Raw genomic sequence first — 19,874 nt, forward strand, 5'->3', positions numbered from 1 at the left:
TACGCTTTTAAATAGCTTGCACTAAGCAATAGGATATTTTTGCTTGCCAGTATTGGGCATTTTTGCCCTTGGTTTTTTATCACAAATCAATACATAAGGATCGTATGAAATTAAAACAAATTGCTTGCTGTGTGTCTATGGCTTTGGCCACGCTAACATCCACTGCACAAAAAACAAATTATTCTTGGGACAATCTACCCAAGGCAGCCAAGCCCACCTTTAAAAAAGATACTTTTAATATACTAAAATATGGTGCTGTTGCAGATGGCATTACCTTAAACACCAAAAGCATCAACGATGCCATAGACGCTTGCAGCAAAAAAGGCGGCGGAGTAGTATTAGTGCCGCAAGGTTTCTGGATGACTGGCCCCATTGTTTTTAAAAGCAATGTAAACCTGCACCTGAATGGGGCGGCATTGCTGCAATTTACCAACGACAAAAGCCAGTACCCTTTGGTAATAGGCAATTGGGAAGGCCACCCATCGCCACGCAACCAATCCCCCATTTCAGGCACCGACTTAACCAATATTGCCATTACTGGCGAAGGTATTATTGATGGCCATGGCGAGGCTTGGCGATATATAGGCAAAGACAAGCTTACCGAGCCTGAATGGAAGCAATTGGTAGCTTCTGGCGGCATTGTAAGCGAAGACAAGAAAACATGGTACCCATCAGAAAGTTTCATGAAAGGGGCGAAGACAAAAGATGCTATCAGCATACAGCCCGGCAAAACCTTGAAAGACTATGAGGACATGAAAGATTTTTTCCGTGCCAACATGGTCGTATTTAACAATTGCAAGAAAGTATTGCTCCAAAATACTACTTTCCGCAATTCGCCAGCCTGGTGCCTGCATATGCTTTTGTGTGAAGATCTCACCTTGCTAAATGTAACCGTACATACGGAATGGAACGCACAAAATGGCGATGCCATAGATGTAGAATCGTGCAAGAACGTTTTGATAGAAGGCAGTAACTTCTCTTCTGGCGATGATGGTATCTGCGTAAAATCGGGCAGGGACGAGGACGGCCGCAAAAGGGGCATACCTACCGAGAACATGGTAGTGCACAACTGCACCGTTTACCGTGGGCATGGCGGTTTTGTAATTGGCAGCGAAATGAGCGGCGGCGCAAAAAACATTTTTGTATCGGAGTGTACTTTTATCGGCACTGATATTGGCCTTCGGTTTAAAACTACACGTGGCCGTGGCGGCATAGTGGAGAAGATTTATATCAAGAACATCAGCATGAAAGACATTTTGCACGAAGCTATCCTGTTTGATATGTACTATATGGTAAAAGCGGGGAAAAAAGAACTAAAGCCTGTTACCGAAGCAACGCCACAGTTCAAGGATTTTTATGTTTCCGACATCGTTTGCGATGGGGCTGAAAAAGCTATCATGATACGTGGGCTACCAGAAATGAGCATCAAGGGCATCCATTTGGAAAACATGGTGCTGAAAAGCGATAAGGGTGCTGAAATAATAGAAGCGGATGACATTAGCCTGAAAAATATATCCTTGCTGAGCAAAGACACAAACCCGTCTATTTTTATCGACAATGGCAGCAACCTTAGTTTCGACAATATTAAATACACCAATAATGCTGGTTTGTTGTTCAGCATCAATGGTGATAAATCTGCCCAAATAAAAGTAAGAAAAACAGATGTGTCAAAAGCAGCGAAGCAAGCGGAGTTTAACAATGGGGCTACGGAAAAGGCATTGATATTATCTAATTAATTATTGAGTTGGTATGCTAAAAAGAATTGCCCTTTCATGTTGCGCTTTGGTTAGTTGCCTAGTTATTTTGAATGCACAGAAGCCTTCATTCCCAAAAGATATTACTGTGGCGACAGATGGTAGCGGCAATTACCTAACTATCCAAGAAGCCATCAACTCTGTCAGGGATTTAGGCGCTCAGCGTGTAACCATACATATCAGAAAAGGCATTTACCACGAAAAACTAATTGTACCCTCATGGAAAACAAATATTTCACTTATAGGGGATGACAAAGAAACTACCATCATTACCAATAGCGATTATTCGGGCAAGGCTAACCTAGTAGGCAAGGATGCTTTTGGGAAAGATAAATTTACCACCTACACTTCTTATACTTTATTGGTAGAAGGGTCAGATTTTATAGCAGAAAACCTGACCATTGAAAATGCGGCAGGGGCTGTTGGCCAGGCAGTTGCCCTGCATGTGGGTGGCGACAGGTGCATTATTAGGAATTGTAAACTATTGGGGCATCAGGACACCCTATATGCAACCAATGAAAACAGCAGGCAGCTATACCAAAACTGCTATATAGAAGGCACAACTGATTTTATATTCGGCACGGCAACGGCTGTTTTTCAGAATTGTGTTATTAAAAGTCTGGCCAATTCATTTATCACCGCAGCATCTACCACCCCAAGGCAGCGTTTTGGTTTTGTATTACTGGATTGCAAATTGATTGCAGACACCAGTGTTAAAAAAGTATTCCTCGGCCGGCCTTGGCGGCCTTATGCCAAAACCGTATATATCCATTGCGAGCTAGGCAGCCATATTACCCCCGAAGGATGGAACCCTTGGAGGGGCGATGCCATGTTTCCCGATAAAGACAAAACTGCTTACTATGCCGAGTATGGCAATAGTGGCGAAGGTGCTGCTACCAACAACCGTGTTGCATGGGCAAAACAGCTTACCGCTTATGAGGTTAAAGAATATACCATTGCCAATATTTTGGGTGGGGCTGATTATTGGGATGCTTTGGGTGGGAAGTAAGATGGGATGAAGATAGCTTTTAAAAAAATGAGCGGCCTTGTTTCGCTACCATCTTCGCCGATGTTGCATCTCCGACCAACATCGAATAAATTTCAATCGAAGTGGCTTTGGTTGTTTTGAAAAAGTAATAACGTTAGCGGGTTATAGTAACATTATGGGAATAACAAAAGAACCTTTGGATGTTGATTTTGTCGTGGATCCCAAACCGTTGACAAAAGAAGATGCACTAATGATTAGCGAATTTATTAAGGCAGATAAAGCAAAAAGGGCTTTGCTTGACAAAAAGACTACACAAAAGCCAATCTCAAAGAAACAAAAAGTGATGGGATAAGCTTTTTGTACTTCTTTAGTAATTGTAAATTTTGAATATGGAAGTAAAAGAAAACAATAATAATAAGGTTGTAGTTAAATCCCAGCGAAAAAAAGCAGCGGTTAAAGCTGTTGTTAACGATTATGGGCAACACCCTTTTTTTATCGAAAAAGCAGAAGCTGCCAAGGCTTTTCTCTTAAAAGTCGGGCTACCTAAAGAGTTAAAAGAAAAGAATGTGTAGTATGCTGACATAATAGTTATCAAATCATTATATTATTTGATAATTAGTCAAAGACGTTTCGTTTGAGGTGGTTTTGGTTGTTTTAGGCAGGCCAGCAATTTGCGATTTTAGAAACAAATATTAGAATAATGGGTTTCTGTGTTATGAAAATGAAGGCTGTTACGTTATATATGTGAGGAAACTATTTTACGCATCTAATCACACCTTAAAAAAATGATACGACCAACTAAGGAAGAAAGAACTGCATTCAATGTTGATTACGCTGATAATACTGATTTTTCAGCCTATGCAAGGCTATTGCAAAGTAAATGGAGGGAGTGTAAGCAATACCCTTATGCCAAATATGGCAATTTTCTGGAGACTAAATTTGCCATGGACACCAAAGCAAATTTCTTAACAGAAAATATAAAAAACCTAGTAACAACTGCGATAGCAAATTCAGACAAAGAAGGCGCAATGATTCGCCAACCACGGATATGGGACAATTTGCTCTCCTCCCAGCCTTTGTGTTTTAATTTATTTGGAGAGCTTCATTTTGATTTAGAACTGGCAACAGCATACTTTAAAGAATTATTCCCAAATCGCATCGATACTGTAACTGCAGTTAAATTTGAATACTCAGCAGGAAGGGGCAATAAAAATTATACTGGAGACCATTCGGCTTTTGATGTGTTCGTTGAATATAAAAAAGATAATAGTAAAGGATTTATAGGGATTGAAGTAAAATATGCAGAAAGTTTGCAGGAGGAAAAAGAACTTGATGCACTGGCAACTTTTAATAGGCATCAATCAACATATACATCTTTAACCCAAGGCGATATTTTCAAGCCTACTGCTATTGAATTTGTAAGTAAAGTGCCCTTGTCGCAAATTTGGCGAGACCACCTTTTATCTATCGCACACAAAAAAGATTATGACGAAGGCTTTTTTGTTTTTCTATTCCCTAAGGGCAATACCAACTGCCAAAAAGGAGTGGATGCTTATATCAGCAACCTTATTTCAGCGGATGAAGAAATAATGGGATTTTATCCAAGGTACTTGGATGATTTTATACGCACATTGAGAAAAATAAAAAATGTTGCTTGGACAAAAGAATTAGAACACCGATATTTAGGAAAACCAATGATGAATACAGAATACTTTAAACTTGCCAACCAATTAAATGAAGAATTTAAACCCATGCTTCTTGAAAATGAACTTCATTTCAGGGGCAGTTTAGGCTCTATGTCATTAATATCATTATCTCCAAATACCCCTGAATTAGGCATTAAGTGCAATGCTGAAAACTATAACACAGGCAATAATATAGAAAAAATAATTTTAGAAGATTTAGGCAAAATAAAAATTAAGTCCTCGCCAAAAAGGCCTACACCAGAAAAGCATCTACAGGCATGGATAATTAAAAACGCATTTAACAGTCAAGGTAAACTGCCCTTTGGTGATAATATACAATTTATAACTTCTGAACTTGCACTTGAAAGCAATTCAGGAACCAAAGTAGTTGCTGACATTCTTGGGTACAGCACTACTACAAAACAACTCTGCATTATTGAATTGAAATCAAGTAGGCTAATGAAGGAGTTAATTAATCAAGTGAATATTTTTGAAGAAATAATCTTTGAGAATTTTGAATTCTTTACAACACTATTATTTATCAAGCTTAATATTGATTCAAGCACAGTATCTAAAAAAGTGAGGAAAATAATAATTTGGCCTCATGAGCATACATCCCCATTGGTAAAACTAAAAGAAGCTGGTATTGAAGAGATTACTTACCACAACGTATATACGTTCAATAGCTTTTAATTTTTTCTTTTAAATCTCCAAAAAAATGTTTTCCATAGGAAAACATTTTGTTATTTTTGGCTGTGTTTAATATAATCACCAAAAATACATTGCTAGATTATTGTAAAAAATATCCCCTTGCTGCGGTGGCATTGCAAGTATGGTATTATGAGCTGGCACAATGCAACTTTAAAAATTTCAATGAATTAAAAGAAGTCTATGGCAATGCAAGCCTTGTTGCAGATGATAGGGTTGTCTTTAATATAATGGGCAATAAATACAGGCTTGTAGCAAGGATAATATTTGAATTTAAAGCCATACAGATTAAATGGTTTGGAACTCATGCTGAATACGATAAAATTGATGTGACAACCATACAGTTTAAAAAGAAATAGCTATGGAACTTAAGATAATACAAACAAAAAAAGAGCATCAAGCATACCTTGATTGGCTAGACGAAATGTTTGACAAAAAAGTAAAGCCTCATACTCCAGAAGGAGATAAAGTAGAAGTTGCTTTATTGCTTGTGAAGCAATATGAGGACGAGCATTACCCTATACCAATGCCCGATCCTATCGATGCAATAAAAATAAAAATGCAGGAATTGGGTTTGAAAAACAAAGACTTGGTTGGCAAAGTTGGAACTAAAGGCTATGTATCTGCTTTGCTAAACAAACGCAAGCCATTGACATTGGAGCTGGCAAAATTATTTCATCGGGAGTTAAGCATTCCTTCTGATGTATTATTATCATAAAAATTTATTCTATACTATTCTTTAAAAATTTTCCACTCGCACATGAACATAACCCCCTCTCGCCTCCAGCAACATTTCGAGGCAATGAGCCTGATAGGCAAAATTGGTGAAACAGGCACTTGCAGGCCTGCGCATACAGCATTGGAAAAACAAGGTTTCGAGTTGGCTGCATCGTGGATGCAAGCCGCTGGCATGAAAACCCATATCGATAATTTTGGCAACCTCATTGGCAGGCTTGAGGGTAAAAACCCAGAACTGCCTGTACTGATGATGGGTTCCCACCTGGATTCGCAGCCTTATGGTGGGCGGTTTGATGGAGTGGCAGGCGTGCTGTGCGCCATAGAGGTAGTAAAGACATTGTCCGAAAATGGGATAGTACCTGAACGCAGCATTGAAGTAATTTCTTTTGCTGATGAGGAAGGCTGGCGTTTTAAGAAAGGGCTTTTTGGTAGTCGTGGCATTTTAGGTAAACTGGAGGAAGGCGAATTGCAACGTGCCGACCAAGACGGCATTACCCGCGAAGTGGCCCTAAAAGAATTTGGCTGCGACATTACCAACTTCAAAGCATCGGAATACAAACCCGGCAGCATTTTCTGCTTTTTGGAGCTGCATATAGAACAAGGGCCTGTATTGGATATTGGCAATAAGCCTATTGGCATTGTTACTGGCATCTCCGGTCCACTATGGCTAACGGTAAAGCTAAAAGGCATGGCTGGCCATGCGGGTTCTGTGCCTATGCCCATGCGCAAGGATGCATTGCTGGGTGCTGCCGAAATAATCGTTGCCTTGAATGAAATAGCTACGCAAGACCCGTCTGCCCCAACGGTGGGAACGGTGGGTACCATCAATGTATTCCCTGCTTCCAGAAATATTATCCCAGAAGAAGTGGAATTTACCCTTGATTTGCGGGACATTGACCTTGACCGACGCAACCGCTATGAAAAGCAGTTGATGGACAAAATTGCCGCTATCACGGCAAAACACAAATTGACTTATTCCATTTCAGAAGACACCAATAGCGAACCTCGCTATTGTGCCGACTGGATAAAAGATATTTTCCGCAGCAAGTGCAAAGAGCTAAACATAGATGCCCCCGAGTTGATGAGCGGCCCTTTCCATGATTCGTTAGCATTGTCTTATGCCTGCGACTATGGGATGATTTTTATCCGCTCCAAAGACGGCATCAGCCACAACCCATTGGAATATTCTTCTTACGAAGATTTGGCATTGGGTACGGAATTACTGTATGCTTCTGTGTTGGAGATATTGTCTAAACCATGATTTAGGGAGATTAGATGGATTAAAGGAAATTGGGGGTGAGAAAGTTTAACCGCAAAGCTCGCAAAGTGATTTACAAAAAAAAACACTTAGGACAATATAAAGTATTTTTATTACAAGGGCACGAGGGAATGGCAAGGCGCTATATCCACTTTTGGGTACTCGAAAAATGGTAGTAATGTTGCAAGGTTTTGTAACTGGCTACAAGATAAAAATGGGTAGGGATGCTTTGTTCACGCTGCTGCGGGAACAAGATTTGCTGATAAGGAGAAGGAAGCGAAAAGTACAGACAACCTTCTACAAGCACTGGCTAAAAAAGTACCCGAACCTGATAAGGGAGTATGTGCCGGCCGGCCCAAACGCACTGTGGGTAAGCGATATAACGTACATCGTGACAGACATGCATATTGAACTACTAAAATTTCAAGAAAAAATTGCTTAAATAACCTTACCTCCTCACCCATTTCCACATTTCTTTCCAAGTTGGTTTTTTGCCATACATCAGTATGCCTGTGCGGTATATTTTGCCACTTAGCCATGTAGTGAACATAAAGCCACCTATTAGTAAAAGCATGCTTAAAATTAGCTGCCAGTAAGGCACTGTGTTTGGTACGCCAAAAGGTATGCGTGCCATCATTACAATGGGCGAGGTAAGCGGGAAAAGGCTGCCAAAAACAGCCAAGCTGCCAGTAGGGTCATTCACTGCCCTTGTCATGATAACTATAGCAAAAATAATGGGCATGGTAATGGGCAGCGATAGGCTTTGCGCATCTTGCGGGTCTTCGTTCACAGTACTGCCCACGGCTGCAAACAAGGCGGAATAGAGCAAGTAACCCCCAAGGAAGTAAAATATAAAACAACCAGCCAATAACCCAAGGTTAATATTGTCCAGGCCATGCAGTAAACCTGCCAAAGCCCCACTGTCTTTTGCTTGCTGTATGGCCTGCACGCCATTGCCACCGGGCATTGCATGAACAGTATCAGACATCCCAGGTATAAATATGGGCAAAACGCCCCGGAGAAAAATAGTAAGCCCTATCCATATAAGGAATTGCAAAAGCCCCACTGCGCCAATGCCTGTTATTTTGCCCATCATTAGCTGGAATGGTTTTACGCTGCTGATAATTACCTCGGCTATGCGGTTGGTTTTTTCTTCCATCACGCCACGCATCACCATGGTGCCATAAATGAACAGGATAATATAAATCATAAATCCCGAGATATAGCCTATAATATAGCTTACCTGTATTTTAGCATCATTTTCTTCCTTGCCTTCCAGCGTGGCAAATTTTATTTCACTGCCTTTTTGAAGGCTGTCTAAATGGGATTTGCTTATCTGTAGGGTAGATAGCAAACGGTGTTCTTCCAGCGCATTGCCAAGTTTTTTTTGTATTTGGTCCCGCGTCATTAGGCCTACTGTTTTCCCGGAAATAAAAGACAATGTATCGCCTTTTGCTGCCTCAAAATTGCTGGCTACCCATACATAGCCGTCCAGTTCTTTTTTTGCTACTTTTTCCTTTAGCGAGGCAACCGTTTCTTTTTCCACAAACCTGAAAAATATATCGTCCCCATTTTCTATTTTGCCGCCAAACACGTTGGCATTATCGGCTACGGCTATTTTATAACTATCAGCACTCTTTACAGAAAAATAAATAATCATCCCATAAAAACCGAAGATGATTACTGGCAAAAGGATGGTCGTTAGCAGGAACGTTTTTTTCTGTACCCTGCTTAAAAATTCCCTTCTTGCTATGATGAATATTTTGTTCATATATTAGTGATAAGTAGTAAGTGATAAGTGGTAAATAGAACCGCGAGTAATCGGTAGTTGTTCGTGAGTAACTGGGAGTTATTCGTGAGTGCCTTTCATCCCTTTAGGGGATGGGGGTAGGGGAAAACGCCCTGCTAACAGCTTTTGTGCCTTCTACCAGATGGATAAAAATTTCATTCAGGCTGGGCAATATCTCGTTGAAAGACTCTATCGCAATGCCTTCACTGATAAAATATTGCAATATCTCATTGCTTTTATGCCCTTCATTTATTTTCAGGATCAGCTCATTGCCTTTTTGGCTAACCAGTTCATAGAGGTTATTTTCAGCATAGGATGGCATACCCGCAAGCTTGATGCTGAACTTGTTTTCCTTAAACTGCTGCTTCACTTCGGCCACGGTGCCGTCTAATATTTTTTTACCGAGGTTCACAAGCACTATATGGTTGCATATTTCTTCTACCTGCTCCATGCGGTGCGTACTGAATATAACGGTGCTGCCTCGCTGTGCTAGGCCGTAGATTTCATCCTTAATAAGGTTGGCGTTTACCGGGTCTAGCCCGCTAAATGGCTCGTCAAGTATTATCAGCTTTGGCTCGTGCAAAACCGTGGTCACAAATTGTAGCTTTTGGCTCATGCCCTTGCTTAGGTCTTCCACTTTTTTGTTCCACCAGCTTTCCATTTCCAAACGGCGAAACCAAAATTTTATTTTTTCCAAAGCCTCTGTTTTGCTCAAGCCTTTTAACTGGGCAAGGTAAATTGCTTGCTCGCCTATTTTCATTTTTTTGTACAACCCACGCTCCTCGGGCATATACCCAATCTTGATGATGTCATTCTCGGCATCAAATGGCCTTCCATCAAAAGTAATGCTGCCACTGTCGGGGTAAAAAATACCTGTTATCATCCTAAGCAGTGTGGTTTTGCCAGCACCGTTAGGACCAAGCAAGCCAAAAATGCTTCCTTCTTCAATATTAAAGCTAATGTCATCCACTGCTTTTTGGGTAGCGTAGTGTTTTTTTAGGTGGCTGAGCTGCAATATGTCTGGCATAGAATAATTAAGAATTGAGAATTAGGAATTAGGAATTAAAGAGCGATAACTTGCTTATGCTGGTTATTAAATAATTTTCGTAACCCATTTTTTTACAGCTTTTAATTCCAGATTGTGCCTGTTAGTATTGTCTAGGCATATTTTATTACAAGCATAAAGCAAAAAAACAGGCATTTATACAAAGAAAGTATAAATGCCTGTTTTAGAACAAATTATTATATAAGTAATAGTTACTGAAATAAATCAATTTTCAATAAAACCGCTTAGAAATAAATAATCAATTTTGCATAGACTTTGTGTGCTTACATTAAGTCAAATGTTTTTCCAATAGAAACTGCTTCCTTTATGCTTCTTTGCGAAAAAACGTTGTGTACTTTGTGGTTAAACCCAACTCCTTACTACTCTGCTTTTGCAGCTATTACCTCGCCGTCTATCAATAAAACAATTGGCTCGGGGTGGTTAGCAAATTTTACAGTTACGTCTTTCTTAAAAGGACCAGTAGCTGCTGCATTGTAGGTAACTTTTATTTTAGCTTCCTTGCCTTTGCCTATCGGCTCTTTTGGGTAATCGGGCGTGGTGCAGCCACATCCTGCAACCGCATTTTCTACAATCAAGGGCTTGTTGCTTTCATTTGTAAAAGAAAAGAAAAAACTAACAGGCTTGTTTTGTTTTATTTTTCCAAAACTGTGCTTCAACTCTTTAAACTTAATGTCGTTTTGTGCGCTAAGCCCAAAGGAAACAAACAATGCACAGGCAACTAATAGGTGCTTCATATTTTATTTTTAATTAGATTGAGTAGGGTTTTTCATTTTTTGTGTAGCCCCGTTTGCTGGTGCTGCTTCTTCTGCTGGCTTAAATGTTTCGCCATGGAAAGTTACTTGCTTGCTTAGTCCACCGCTGAAAAAGAACGTTACAAATTTGGTGAATGCACCATTAGTGCCGCCATTGAAACCTAGGGTAACTGTAACTGTTTGACCGGGGGCTATTTTCTCGCCCTTGGTGTATCCGTGTGGGGTAGTACAGCCGCAACCTGCTTGAACATTATCCAATGTTACTGAATCTGCGCTAATGTTTTTTACTTTCACTACATATTCAGTAGGTTTACCAAAAGGGATTTTGCCAAAATCGTAGTCTGCATTAACAAATTCCAATGTTTTGTTAATGTCTTTTTGTACAATAACACCTGGGGTTGTAGTGGTGGTAAGCTGTGCATTTATAACTGTTGAAAGAAACAATGCACAGAATAAAATGGTTAAATTTTTCATCTTTTAATGTTTAATGCTGTAAAAATATCGCTTTATCAGTAACGTTTACTAAATATCAAGCCAAAAATTTTATCTTTATCAAACTTTAATATTTTTTCACAATTCACTTTCAATTTTGTTCAAATAGCCACTATGGCACAACGACTCAAAGATGCACTAAGGGTTTACGGAAAAGAAGAATTAACCAAAAAACTTACGTTAATATTAAAAGTTTTTCTAGCTCCCAACCATATAGGGTGCATTTCAAATCTTCGCTTTTTATTCCCCTTTTTTATTTATCAGCAACATACATAATTGATGCTAATAGCCTCATTTAAATCTCAACCTCTCCCCAGTTATCTCCGAAAGGAGATGGAGCAAGAACAAAAGAGGGAATAATAAGAACTAAGCGAATATTTGAAATGGATTTTTTTCTTCTTTTTCCGTGATTTATTTTTTTAGAATCTATCTTTTTGCCTATAACTCATTGACATTCAGTTATTTATGTTTTTTTAGCCTCGTTTTTTATGATAATTTATATGAATTTTATAATAGTTTATTGATAGTAAAATGATAGTTTATTGATAATGGATTAATAATTTATTGATAAGAAACTAATAAGATTTTGATGGTGGATTATCATTTTCCCTAGTGATATACCAGCTGGTGAAGGAGCTAAAGCTAATGTGGCTAGTTGCTGTTTTAATGTAAAGTTGGCATGGAAAAATATATAGCCCAAAATAAAAATCCTATATGGGGGAAATATGCCCCCATGAGCATCCCAAATTTCCCCCTATATGGGGGTATACTTCCCCCATATAGGATTGTGCTTTTCAATATCCCGTAAATTATTCCCAATTTTACAGTAAATGGCACTCTTTCTCACAGTCTGACCTCCATGCCCTACCATCTGTCCTTAGCCTCGTGGCACTATTTTTAACATCAAAATAAAAAGTTATAATATGTATATTTCCAAATCAAAAAAATCACTCACTTTTCACTCACAAATCACTCACTTTCCACTCACAAAACACGCACAAATCACTCATTTTTCACTCATAAAACACTCACCAATCACTCACTTATAAAAAACATAAAATACTGTATTTCAATGAGTTACGTTCACGGAAGGCCTAAAATTTAAAATCAGGGGCAAAATGCCCTGCCAAACAAAGGCTGGCAATGCCTCCAAAAAGGGTAAAAAAGAGGTATCCGCACAGTAGCTCTTCTAAGGGGTAAAATAGGTACAGCTATTTTAGGATAAACAATTAGCGAAGTTTTGAAATGCACGCGTGGTTATTTTATAAATAAAATTGCTTCTTTTTTGTGCTGCTTTGAGCTTTTGAGCCTTTATGGCGAAAAAATACTTTTTTAGCAATAATATTTTTATATTCGATGTTTTGGAATTTTCCATTTTTGGACAACGGCTTGTAGCTGCAGGTTACTGGTTTTGGGTTGCAAGTTTAAGGCCGATTGCCAGCCTAATATGCACACTCATAACTTATAATTCATAATTCATAATTCGACAACTATTTTTGCACCATGGAACAATCTTTGAACTTGTCTTATAAAGACGATATGCTTTCCTACGATGGCTTTAGAAATGAAGTATTGAACGACTACCGCATGGCTATCTTTAGCCGTGAAGTAAGCCTTCTTGGTAGGCGGGAAGTATTGACAGGCAAAGCTAAATTTGGCATTTTTGGCGATGGTAAGGAACTGGCACAGATAGCCATGGCAAAGTTTTTTAAACCCGGCGATTTCAGGGCAGGCTACTACCGCGACCAGACTTTTATGTTTGCTAGCGGGCTTGCCAGTGCCGAGCAGTTTTTTGCGCAGCTATATGCCGACCCAGATATAAAAAACGACCCATTCAGTGCAGGCAGGCAAATGGTATCGCATTTTGCCACCCGCAACGTGGATGAAAACGGCAACTGGCTGGATTTGGCCAACCGGAAAAACATTACATCGGACATGGCACCTACTGCCTCTCAAATGCCACGGGCATTGGGGCTAGCTTTTGCATCTAAATGTTTCAGGGCATCGCCACATTTAAGACGATACGAAAACCTAAGCCATAATGGCAATGAAGTGTGCTTTTGCACCATTGGTGATGCAAGCACCAGCGAAGGGCACTTTTTAGAAGCCGTGAATGCGGCAGGTGTGCTACAAGTGCCGTTGGCTATTTTTGTGTGGGACGATGGCTATGGCATATCTGTGCCTAAGTCGCAACAAACCACCAAAGGCTCTATTTCGGCTGCATTAAAAGGTTTCCAAAAAACAGAAGGCACCAACGGCATACATATATACAAAGTAAAAGCATGGGACTACCCTAGCTTGTGCGAAGTGTTTGAGGAAGGCATACAAAAAGCCAGGGAAACGCATACGCCTGTGTTGTTCCATGTAGAAGAAGTAACCCAGCCACAAGGTCACAGCACTAGCGGTAGCCACGAGCGGTATAAAAAACCCGAAAGGCTGCAATGGGAGCGTGACTGGGACTGCATCAAGAAAATGCGGGAATGGATTATAGAAAACGCCATTGGCAGTGAAGATGAATTGCTGGGTTTTGAAAACGAAGCCAAGCAAAAAGCAAGGGAAAACAAAGACAAGGCATGGGAAAAATACCTTGCCCCTTTGAAACAACAAATGGACCAAGTAGTGGCATTGGTAAATAGCATTGCCGCCCCTGATGCAGAAGTGCATCATTACCTACAAACATTAATCACCAACCTGCAACAAAACCCCGAGCATTTCCGCAGGCATATCATGCGCACGCTGGCACTAGCCATAGATGCTGCGCCAAAATCGCCTACTATTGAACCAGTAAAGCAATATTACCAGTACTTGCTGGCACAAAACACCAAGTTGTTCAATTCATTGTTGTACAACGAGGGGCCAAAAAGTATTGGCCGTGTGGAAGAAGTGAAACCATTGATAGCTTTTGATGCCCCAGTATTTAACGGATATGAGATTTTGAACAAATATTTCGATGCCCTTTTCAGCAAAAACCCGCTTGTTTTTGCTTTTGGTGAAGATGTGGGCATGATTGGCGACGTGAACCAAGGTTTTGCAGGCTTGCAGCTAAAGCATGGCGAAAACCGCATTTTCGACACGGGCATTCGTGAACTAAGCATTATAGGTCAAGCCATAGGCATGGCACTGCGTGGGCTAAGGCCAATAGCAGAGATACAATATATAGATTACCTAGTATATGGCTTGCAGCCACTAACGGATGATGTGGCTACGCTGCATTTCAGGACGTATGGGCAACAAAGCTGCCCGGTTATTATCCGCACCCGTGGCCACCGCCTAGAAGGTATATGGCATAGCGGCAGCCCCATGGGCATGATTATCAATTCGCTAAGGGGGATGCATGTATGCGTGCCACGGAACATGGTGCAGGCGGCGGGCATGTACAATACCTTGCTGAAAGGCAACGACCCCGCCATAGTGGTAGAGTGCCTCAATGGGTACAGGCTAAAAGAAAAAATGCCTGCAAACCTGCTGGACATCACGGTGAAACTGGGCGTGCCAGAAGTGATAAAGGAAGGGGATGACATTACCATAGTATCGTATGGGTCTACCCTTCGCATCATCTACGATGCAGTGGAGCGTTTGGAAAAAGAAGGTATTAGCTGTGAGATAATAGATGTGCAAACACTGCTCCCTTTTGATATTAACCACCTTATCCTTGCTTCACTAAAGAAAACAAACCGCATTATCTTTATTGATGAAGATGTGCCAGGCGGCGCAGCAGCATATATGTACAACAAAGTGATGGAGGAGCAAGGAGGCTATAAATGGATAGACGTAGCCCCAAGGACGCTTACCGGGAAAGCCCACCGCCCAGGCTATGGCAGCGATGGCGACTATTTTGGCAAACCCAATGCCGAGGAAATTAGTACTGCCATCAGGGAAATGGTAAGTGAGTAAATAGGAGATAGTTTTTAAATAACCTTTATAGGGTTCCAAACCCTATAAAGGGTTATAGGATAGCTACTAAGTAATACTTTTAAAAAATATGTTTACACTAGAACAAATTAAGGCGGCTCACAGCAAAGTGAAATCAGGAGCAGACTTTCCTGCCTATATCCAGGACATCAAAAAATTTGGCGTTACTTTTTATGAAACTTTTGTAACAGATGGACACACCGATTATTATGGTGCGAACGATTATAAAACCTCAAGCCCCGCAAAGTATGAAGCATTGACTATTGAAGAAACTTCCAACGCAGCGGCATTTAAAGCAGACTTAAAAGCACACCAGCAAGGCAAAACAGATTATCCAAGTTTCTGTAGCGATTGTGCCAAATCGGGCATCGAAAAATGGGCAGTTTGCATAGAAAAAATGACTTGTACTTATTACGACAAGGCTGGCAACGAAGTTTTAGTGGAAATAATTCCGCAATGAAAAACAACACCTACCTTTTAAAAATAGGGTAATCTGTATATCCTTTTTCATCCGCAGTATAGAACAATTCCATTTCTAAGGTTTGGGATAATGGCCAATTGTTGGCCATCCTTTCTACTAAGTCTGGATTATTGATAAGTGGGCGGCCAAAAGCTATTAAGTCGGCCAGCCCACTGTTTATATCGGCCTCGGCTCTTTCTTTGTCGTAGCCCCCACAAAGGATAATGGTGTTTGTAAAATGATGGCGTATCAATTGCTTTATTGCAAGCGGTACTACTGGCGCACAAATGCTGGAATGATCTACCAAATGGATATATGCAATGCCCATCTTATTAAGCTCAGTAGCAAGGTATTGATAGGTGGCATCTATTTCTGGATAATGCGGCATATCGCTTGCTACCCCATAAGGCGATAAGCGGATGCCTGTTTTTTCCTTTCCAATGGAGGCTGCAACGGCGGCGGTTACTTCCAGCACAAAACGGCAACGGTTCTCAATGCTGCCCCCATAATTATCATTCCTAATATTGCTTATAGGCGACAAGAACTCTTCCAGCAAATAGCCATTGGCACCATGCAGCTCCACCCCATCAAACCTTGCTTCCATTGCATTGTTCGCGGCTGCCACAAATTCATTTTTTGTTTGTTTAATGTTTTCGGCGGTCATTGCTTTGGGTACTACAAAGTCCTGCATTTGCTGCGCATCCGTCCACATTTGCCCTTCGGCTTTTATGGCCGAAGGTGCTAGTATCACAGCATCCTTTGGCATGTTCAGTGGATGGCTAATCCTGCCAGTGTGCATCAACTGTACAAATATCCGCCCACCATTTCCATGGGTTTCATTGGTTGTCATTTTCCAACCCTCTACCTGCTCTTTGCTAAAAATGCCAGGTATCCTGGCATAGCCAAGCCCATTTGGGGAGGGCGCAGTGCCTTCGGTAACAATTAAGCCTGCTTCCGAGCGTTGCTCGTAATATTTGGCCATTAAATCGTTGGGGATGTTGCCTATTGCCCGACACCTTGTCATGGGTGCCATTACTACATGGTTCAACAATGTCAAAGGACCCAGTTTTGCTTCAGTGAACAATTTATATAGCTTCATTTTTACTGTTTTATGAGTACTTATTTCGTTACTATCCCCGCTCAATCAAGCCATTCTTTTCCAAATATTCCGAATTGCTTATTTCGCCTGAGGCAAAACGTTTGTTCAGAATATCCAATGGTGAGTCTTTCCGCCTCCTTTGCCCAGGTATATCATAAGGGGTTAAAAAAACCCAGAATATAATAACCATCCAAACTGACCACCATACAAAATTCATCCCCCAGTAATAATTAGTGTAAAACATAATTTTTGTGTTTTTAATGTGATAGTAAACTCCAGAACCCACTTTTGTATTATAATGGAGCATAGCCTTGCCGTGTGCAGCAAAAAATAAAAAAAAGGAGGCAGTGCATCCTTTTTTTATGGCCTAGTCTGCCAAGTCATATTCATAGTCAATCACCAATTCATTGTCCACAGACCATACGCCCATAGCATTCCAGGCAATGCGGCTTGCCTCGTCTTTCTGATACACCGAGTCAACAGTGCCAGTCAATGTTGCCCTATGGCCCGAAACACAAACGCCAATGTCTTTATAAGCCAAAGACCAGTTGCGTTTGATGGCTGCTTCTATATCTGCTTTTTCAATATCGGCACTAGCGTCATATTTTATCTTGGTATTGTTTGAAACACCTTTTACGCCCATCAGTTTTTCCACGGCAGTCTTGGCGGCTTTCCGTTGATAGTTGAATTCAAAATCACCTTCCAGCGTTACCCAACCGTCTTCCACTTTTACTTTTACCTTGTCTTGTGGTACTTGCCAGTTCCATTTAAAGGCATTTAGTACTTCCGTGGCAATTTCATTGTCAGTTGGCTTGCCGACCATGCTGGTAAATCTTATTTCAATTTTTTCTACAACAGCCCTCACGCCAGCCACACTTTTTGCTGCATTTTCTGCCTCCCCTTTTTTGGCAAAACTGTCCACCACACCCCTTAGTGTTACCACCCCATCATCAACAGTTACGCCAATTTGGGCTGCTTGCAACAGTGGTTCCCACTTAATGGCATCTTGTACGTCTTTCTGCAATTGTTCGTTATCTTTCATTTGAATTACTTTAATACCGAAAATGCTTTTTCCGGCACTGTAAAGGTCAATTCAATAGCACGGCAGGTGTTATACAATTGTGGTAAAAGTTTACATCATTCACACTTAGCATATAAGTGCCAGCACATGCCTATTCTGGTTGGTGTTTGAAAGCAGTAGGCGTAATGCCTGTTATTTTTTTAAACTGGTTAGATAAATGTGCCACGCTGCTATAATTTAGCTGGTAGGATATATCGGTAAGGCTGCAATCGTCATGCGAGAGCAATTCTTTTACCCTTTCTATTTTTTGGATAACAATATAATGCGCAATAGTAATGCCTACGGCCTCTAAAAAAACAGTTGACATGTGCGTATAATCGCAGCCTAATTTTTGGCTAAAGTAATGCGAAAAATGCTTGGCAGGTGGTTCTTCATCCTCGTCATGCAGCATTTCACTAACAAGGGTCTTTATTTTTTCTATGAGTGTTGCATTTTTATCGTCCATTAGTTCCAGCCCAAAACCAGCTAAAGCTACTTTTACAGCGTTTCGTTGTTCCAAAGTAGAGTATTCTACCAGCTGTATTTCGCCTAAGCCCACATTGCTGTAATGAAGTTCCAACTTGTCCAAAGCAGCCTGTACAATAATAATACAACGCTGGCATACCATGTGTTTTATGTAGAGCTTCATTTGTTTTTTTGTATTAGCCACAAAAAGGCAGCCAATAATTAAATCATCCCACTAAGACGGAAAAACAGGTTTATTGATAGCTTTAGTAAATAAAGATGGGGCAATCCTGCCCCTTTTAAGCATCCTTTAACCTACCGTTTCATCAACAACAATTTTATTGTCCACCGTTAATATGCCGGGCGTGTTCCATGCTTCACGGTTAGCCTCTATTTTTTTATGCTCGCCTTGCACCGTTCCTGTAAGTATTGCATGGTTGCCAATAACTGCTACATGAATAGCATCGTTCCATGTAGCGGGATTGCGTTTTATTGAATGTTCAATAGCAGCTTGTAAAATGGGGTCGCTGTGTTCAAGGTTGTTTAGCATCTTCCTAGATATTTGAAACATGACAATTTTCACAAACTCCTAAATTTACCAAACCAAGTTTGCACATTCAGTTTTACAATACAATAAAAAGCGGGAGGCTGCCTCCCGCTTTTTATTCCTATCGCCTTATTCCATCAACGCATATTCATAATCAATAATCAATTCATTGTTTACCGACCATACGCCCGGTGCGTTCCATGCTATACGGCCAGCCTCGTCTTTTTGGTACAGCGAATTTACAGTGCCTGTCAATATTGCCTTATGGCCCGAAACACTAACCTCAATATCTTTACTAAATAAAGACCAGTTGCGTTTCAAAGCAGCTTCTATATCATTTTTCTCAATATCGTCCTGGATGTCGTATTTAATGGTGGTGTTATTAGAAACACCCTTTACGCCCAATAGGCTTTTTACTGCATTAAGTGCGGCTTCCTTCTGTGAGTAATACTGAAGCTCGCCTTCCAGTGTTACCCAGCCATCTTCTACTTTTATTTTTAGCTTGTCTTCTGGTACTTGCCAGTTCCATTTAAAGGCATTCAGCACCTCACGGGCTATTTCCCTGTCATCTGGCTTGCCCACTGTGCTGGTTAGCTTTACTTCAATTTCTTCTACCACGGCCCTTACGCCAGCAACGCTTTTAGCGGCATTTTCAGCCTCTATTTTTTTAAAATAGTTGTCAACCTGCCCAGTGAGGGTAACAATGCCTTCATCCACCGTAACGCCTACCTCTGCCGTGTCCAGCAATGGTTCCCATTTGATGGCTTCTTCTACGTCTCTTTGTATTTCCACGTCGTTTTTCATTGTAATTATTTTAGCACCGCAAGTAATTTATTGCGATAGCATAAAGGTCAATCCAATAAGATGGCAGGTGTTATACAATTGATAGAAAAGGTTACATCATTCACACAATGCTTATATTTGTTTAATCTGGCTCATGGTTATTGGTTGCCCATTAATCAATTCCCACCTGTCTTCTGATACTGCAAGGTCTTGGTAAGTATAATATTGCGGAGCCATCTTATTTTCTACCATAAAATGAACGGTTTATTACTGACATAAAAATAAGTTTATTTTAAACTAGCATCAGCGTGTAGTTCA

21 protein-coding genes are annotated in these 19,874 nt (G+C 40.5%); 11 read left to right on the top strand and 10 right to left on the bottom strand.

Features of this window, described 5'->3' with window-relative positions; all coding sequences use genetic code 11:
- The first annotated feature begins 104 nt into the window (after positions 1-104).
- The 9 genes from ACHFIY_RS00280 (at position 105) to ACHFIY_RS00320 (ending at position 7,573) form a co-directional block, all read left to right on the top strand.
- Complete coding sequence (locus ACHFIY_RS00280) at positions 105-1,736, top strand: glycoside hydrolase family 28 protein (RefSeq protein WP_410844032.1); 1,632 nt, start codon at positions 105-107, stop codon at positions 1,734-1,736.
- A gap of 13 nt (positions 1,737-1,749) precedes the next feature.
- Positions 1,750-2,763 (top strand): pectinesterase family protein, encoded by a 1,014-nt coding sequence (locus ACHFIY_RS00285; RefSeq protein ID WP_410844033.1) that lies wholly within the window; start codon positions 1,750-1,752, stop codon positions 2,761-2,763.
- Positions 2,764-2,917: 154 nt separating this feature from the next.
- Positions 2,918-3,094 (top strand): hypothetical protein, encoded by a 177-nt coding sequence (locus ACHFIY_RS00290; RefSeq protein ID WP_410844034.1) that lies wholly within the window; start codon positions 2,918-2,920, stop codon positions 3,092-3,094.
- A 37-nt stretch (positions 3,095-3,131) separates the two neighbouring features.
- Positions 3,132-3,314: a hypothetical protein gene (locus ACHFIY_RS00295; RefSeq protein ID WP_410844035.1), complete on the top strand. Its 183-nt coding sequence runs from the start codon at positions 3,132-3,134 to the stop codon at positions 3,312-3,314.
- 213 nt (positions 3,315-3,527) lie between these two features.
- Positions 3,528-5,120, top strand: a complete 1,593-nt coding sequence (locus tag ACHFIY_RS00300) for a PGN_0703 family putative restriction endonuclease (protein ID WP_410844036.1) — start codon at positions 3,528-3,530, stop codon at positions 5,118-5,120.
- Between the two features lie 62 nt (positions 5,121-5,182).
- Positions 5,183-5,494: a type II toxin-antitoxin system HigB family toxin gene (locus tag ACHFIY_RS00305; protein WP_410844245.1), complete on the top strand. Its 312-nt coding sequence runs from the start codon at positions 5,183-5,185 to the stop codon at positions 5,492-5,494.
- 2 nt (positions 5,495-5,496) lie between these two features.
- Positions 5,497-5,853 (top strand): helix-turn-helix domain-containing protein, encoded by a 357-nt coding sequence (locus tag ACHFIY_RS00310; protein WP_410844037.1) that lies wholly within the window; start codon positions 5,497-5,499, stop codon positions 5,851-5,853.
- 42 nt (positions 5,854-5,895) lie between these two features.
- Positions 5,896-7,134, top strand: coding sequence for a M20 family metallo-hydrolase (locus ACHFIY_RS00315; protein WP_410844038.1), 1,239 nt, complete (start codon positions 5,896-5,898; stop codon positions 7,132-7,134).
- A 175-nt stretch (positions 7,135-7,309) separates the two neighbouring features.
- Positions 7,310-7,573, top strand: a complete 264-nt coding sequence (locus ACHFIY_RS00320) for a hypothetical protein (protein WP_410844039.1) — start codon at positions 7,310-7,312, stop codon at positions 7,571-7,573.
- Between the two features lie 6 nt (positions 7,574-7,579).
- On the opposite strand, the gene ACHFIY_RS00325 is transcribed toward ACHFIY_RS00320, so the two are convergent.
- The 4 genes from ACHFIY_RS00325 to ACHFIY_RS00340 all read right to left on the bottom strand — a co-directional run bounded on the left by ACHFIY_RS00325 (position 7,580) and on the right by ACHFIY_RS00340 (position 11,212).
- On the bottom strand, positions 7,580-8,902 hold the full coding sequence (locus ACHFIY_RS00325) for an ABC transporter permease (protein ID WP_410844040.1): 1,323 nt from the start codon (positions 8,900-8,902) through the stop codon (positions 7,580-7,582).
- A 103-nt stretch (positions 8,903-9,005) separates the two neighbouring features.
- The gene (locus ACHFIY_RS00330) at positions 9,006-9,947 is read right to left on the bottom strand and encodes an ABC transporter ATP-binding protein (protein ID WP_410844041.1); all 942 of its coding nucleotides are present in this window, start codon (positions 9,945-9,947) and stop codon (positions 9,006-9,008) included.
- Between the two features lie 398 nt (positions 9,948-10,345).
- Positions 10,346-10,720 carry a DUF1573 domain-containing protein gene (locus ACHFIY_RS00335; protein WP_410844042.1) on the bottom strand — a complete coding sequence of 125 codons (375 nt, stop codon included), beginning with the start codon at positions 10,718-10,720 and terminating at the stop codon, positions 10,346-10,348.
- A 9-nt stretch (positions 10,721-10,729) separates the two neighbouring features.
- A complete protein-coding gene (locus ACHFIY_RS00340) occupies positions 10,730-11,212 on the bottom strand; it encodes a DUF1573 domain-containing protein (RefSeq protein ID WP_410844043.1) in 483 nt (160 codons plus the stop codon).
- 1,521 nt (positions 11,213-12,733) lie between these two features.
- On the opposite strand from ACHFIY_RS00340, the gene ACHFIY_RS00345 reads away from it, so the two are divergent.
- Both ACHFIY_RS00345 and ACHFIY_RS00350 read left to right on the top strand, forming a co-directional pair.
- Positions 12,734-15,124: an alpha-ketoacid dehydrogenase subunit alpha/beta gene (locus tag ACHFIY_RS00345; protein ID WP_410844044.1), complete on the top strand. Its 2,391-nt coding sequence runs from the start codon at positions 12,734-12,736 to the stop codon at positions 15,122-15,124.
- A gap of 88 nt (positions 15,125-15,212) precedes the next feature.
- Positions 15,213-15,602, top strand: coding sequence for a DUF1398 domain-containing protein (locus tag ACHFIY_RS00350; RefSeq protein ID WP_410844045.1), 390 nt, complete (start codon positions 15,213-15,215; stop codon positions 15,600-15,602).
- A gap of 10 nt (positions 15,603-15,612) precedes the next feature.
- Here ACHFIY_RS00350 and ACHFIY_RS00355 read toward each other — a convergent pair whose 3' ends face one another.
- From ACHFIY_RS00355 to ACHFIY_RS00380, 6 genes are all read right to left on the bottom strand, one after another.
- Positions 15,613-16,701: an alkene reductase gene (locus ACHFIY_RS00355; protein WP_410844046.1), complete on the bottom strand. Its 1,089-nt coding sequence runs from the start codon at positions 16,699-16,701 to the stop codon at positions 15,613-15,615.
- Between the two features lie 31 nt (positions 16,702-16,732).
- Positions 16,733-16,945: an SHOCT domain-containing protein gene (locus ACHFIY_RS00360; RefSeq protein WP_410844047.1), complete on the bottom strand. Its 213-nt coding sequence runs from the start codon at positions 16,943-16,945 to the stop codon at positions 16,733-16,735.
- A gap of 123 nt (positions 16,946-17,068) precedes the next feature.
- On the bottom strand, positions 17,069-17,743 hold the full coding sequence (locus ACHFIY_RS00365) for a BON domain-containing protein (protein WP_410844048.1): 675 nt from the start codon (positions 17,741-17,743) through the stop codon (positions 17,069-17,071).
- A 130-nt stretch (positions 17,744-17,873) separates the two neighbouring features.
- On the bottom strand, positions 17,874-18,410 hold the full coding sequence (locus ACHFIY_RS00370) for a helix-turn-helix domain-containing protein (RefSeq protein ID WP_410844049.1): 537 nt from the start codon (positions 18,408-18,410) through the stop codon (positions 17,874-17,876).
- Positions 18,411-18,536: 126 nt separating this feature from the next.
- Positions 18,537-18,776, bottom strand: coding sequence for a BON domain-containing protein (locus tag ACHFIY_RS00375; RefSeq protein ID WP_410844050.1), 240 nt, complete (start codon positions 18,774-18,776; stop codon positions 18,537-18,539).
- Positions 18,777-18,902: 126 nt separating this feature from the next.
- The gene (locus ACHFIY_RS00380; protein WP_410844051.1) at positions 18,903-19,577 is read right to left on the bottom strand and encodes a BON domain-containing protein; all 675 of its coding nucleotides are present in this window, start codon (positions 19,575-19,577) and stop codon (positions 18,903-18,905) included.
- Positions 19,578-19,874: the final 297 nt, after the last annotated feature.

The sequence above is a fragment of the Parasediminibacterium schistidii genome (assembly GCF_046546515.1).
In the GTDB taxonomy this organism is placed as follows: Bacteria; Bacteroidota; Bacteroidia; order Chitinophagales; family Chitinophagaceae; genus Parasediminibacterium.

Excerpts from the sequence above, each read along its gene's own strand:
- ACHFIY_RS00295 (WP_410844035.1), top strand. The coding sequence starts at position 3,132 with ATGGAAGTAAAAGAAAACAATAATAATAAGGTTGTAGTTAAATCCCAG.
- ACHFIY_RS00350 (WP_410844045.1), top strand. The coding sequence starts at position 15,213 with ATGTTTACACTAGAACAAATTAAGGCGGCTCACAGCAAAGTGAAATCA.
- ACHFIY_RS00360 (WP_410844047.1), bottom strand. The coding sequence starts at position 16,945 with ATGTTTTACACTAATTATTACTGGGGGATGAATTTTGTATGGTGGTCA.
- ACHFIY_RS00345 (WP_410844044.1), top strand. The coding sequence starts at position 12,734 with ATGGAACAATCTTTGAACTTGTCTTATAAAGACGATATGCTTTCCTAC.
- ACHFIY_RS00315 (WP_410844038.1), top strand. The coding sequence starts at position 5,896 with ATGAACATAACCCCCTCTCGCCTCCAGCAACATTTCGAGGCAATGAGC.
- ACHFIY_RS00330 (WP_410844041.1), bottom strand. The coding sequence starts at position 9,947 with ATGCCAGACATATTGCAGCTCAGCCACCTAAAAAAACACTACGCTACC.
- ACHFIY_RS00340 (WP_410844043.1), bottom strand. The coding sequence starts at position 11,212 with ATGAAAAATTTAACCATTTTATTCTGTGCATTGTTTCTTTCAACAGTT.
- ACHFIY_RS00320 (WP_410844039.1), top strand. The coding sequence starts at position 7,310 with ATGTTGCAAGGTTTTGTAACTGGCTACAAGATAAAAATGGGTAGGGAT.
- ACHFIY_RS00370 (WP_410844049.1), bottom strand. The coding sequence starts at position 18,410 with ATGAAGCTCTACATAAAACACATGGTATGCCAGCGTTGTATTATTATT.
- ACHFIY_RS00365 (WP_410844048.1), bottom strand. The coding sequence starts at position 17,743 with ATGAAAGATAACGAACAATTGCAGAAAGACGTACAAGATGCCATTAAG.
- ACHFIY_RS00325 (WP_410844040.1), bottom strand. The coding sequence starts at position 8,902 with ATGAACAAAATATTCATCATAGCAAGAAGGGAATTTTTAAGCAGGGTA.
- ACHFIY_RS00355 (WP_410844046.1), bottom strand. The coding sequence starts at position 16,701 with ATGAAGCTATATAAATTGTTCACTGAAGCAAAACTGGGTCCTTTGACA.
- ACHFIY_RS00310 (WP_410844037.1), top strand. The coding sequence starts at position 5,497 with ATGGAACTTAAGATAATACAAACAAAAAAAGAGCATCAAGCATACCTT.
- ACHFIY_RS00300 (WP_410844036.1), top strand. The coding sequence starts at position 3,528 with ATGATACGACCAACTAAGGAAGAAAGAACTGCATTCAATGTTGATTAC.
- ACHFIY_RS00380 (WP_410844051.1), bottom strand. The coding sequence starts at position 19,577 with ATGAAAAACGACGTGGAAATACAAAGAGACGTAGAAGAAGCCATCAAA.
- ACHFIY_RS00285 (WP_410844033.1), top strand. The coding sequence starts at position 1,750 with ATGCTAAAAAGAATTGCCCTTTCATGTTGCGCTTTGGTTAGTTGCCTA.
- ACHFIY_RS00335 (WP_410844042.1), bottom strand. The coding sequence starts at position 10,720 with ATGAAGCACCTATTAGTTGCCTGTGCATTGTTTGTTTCCTTTGGGCTT.
- ACHFIY_RS00290 (WP_410844034.1), top strand. The coding sequence starts at position 2,918 with ATGGGAATAACAAAAGAACCTTTGGATGTTGATTTTGTCGTGGATCCC.
- ACHFIY_RS00375 (WP_410844050.1), bottom strand. The coding sequence starts at position 18,776 with ATGCTAAACAACCTTGAACACAGCGACCCCATTTTACAAGCTGCTATT.
- ACHFIY_RS00280 (WP_410844032.1), top strand. The coding sequence starts at position 105 with ATGAAATTAAAACAAATTGCTTGCTGTGTGTCTATGGCTTTGGCCACG.